Annotated in this window: 1 protein-coding gene; it reads right to left on the minus strand. The window is 67.1% G+C overall.

The window, feature by feature from the left end; translation table 11 throughout:
• The coding region (locus APM_RS18635; RefSeq protein WP_039889264.1) for an IS1634 family transposase at positions 1 to 689 on the minus strand (689 nt) is incomplete at both ends.

Consider the following 689-nt stretch of genomic DNA (forward strand, 5'->3'; position numbering starts at 1 on the left):
GCTGGGCCTGCAGCCCGTCGATGATGGCCTGGCGGTCCTCCCTGTCCTTTTTCGCCTCGGCCTCATTGACCGTGACGATGTAGCGCTGGGCCGCCTTGCCCTTGCCAATCCGGACCTCCTTCACCCACAGCTGGGTCTCGCCATGCTGGCGATCGAGCACGAGCGGGACCATCGCGGCCTTGTCCTTCAGCACGACGTCGCGGATCACCCGGCTGGTGCGCTCGCGTGCGCCGAGGATGTATTCCATCCCCAGCGCGTCCAGTGCCGCGATGGTATCGGCGCTGATCATGCCGCGGTCGGCGACCACGCAGGCGCGGGTGATGCCGAAGCGCTCGCGCAGGCGCGTGACCACCGGCATCAGGATCTTCACGTCGGCGGAGTTGCCCGGCACCATCTCGGTGCAGATCGGCCGGCCTTCGGCATCGACCACCAGGGCCAGGATCATCTGCGCGAGGTCGGGGCGATAGTCCTTCGAATGGCCACGGCGACCCAGCGTCTCGCCGCCCTCGCCGTAGAAGGAGAGCGAGGCCGTATCCATGAACACCAGGCTGAGATCGGTGAACAGGTCGCGCCGGCGTTCGAAGAGTTGCTCCTCGATCACGTCCTTGACGCAACGTGGCGCGAGGGCGCCCGCTTGCCTGTCGCCGAGTTCCTCGCCCAGCCAGGTCATCGCGCGATAGAAGTGGTGC

This window comes from Acidiphilium sp. PM (assembly GCF_000219295.1).
GTDB lineage: Bacteria > Pseudomonadota > Alphaproteobacteria > Acetobacterales > Acetobacteraceae > Acidiphilium > Acidiphilium multivorum.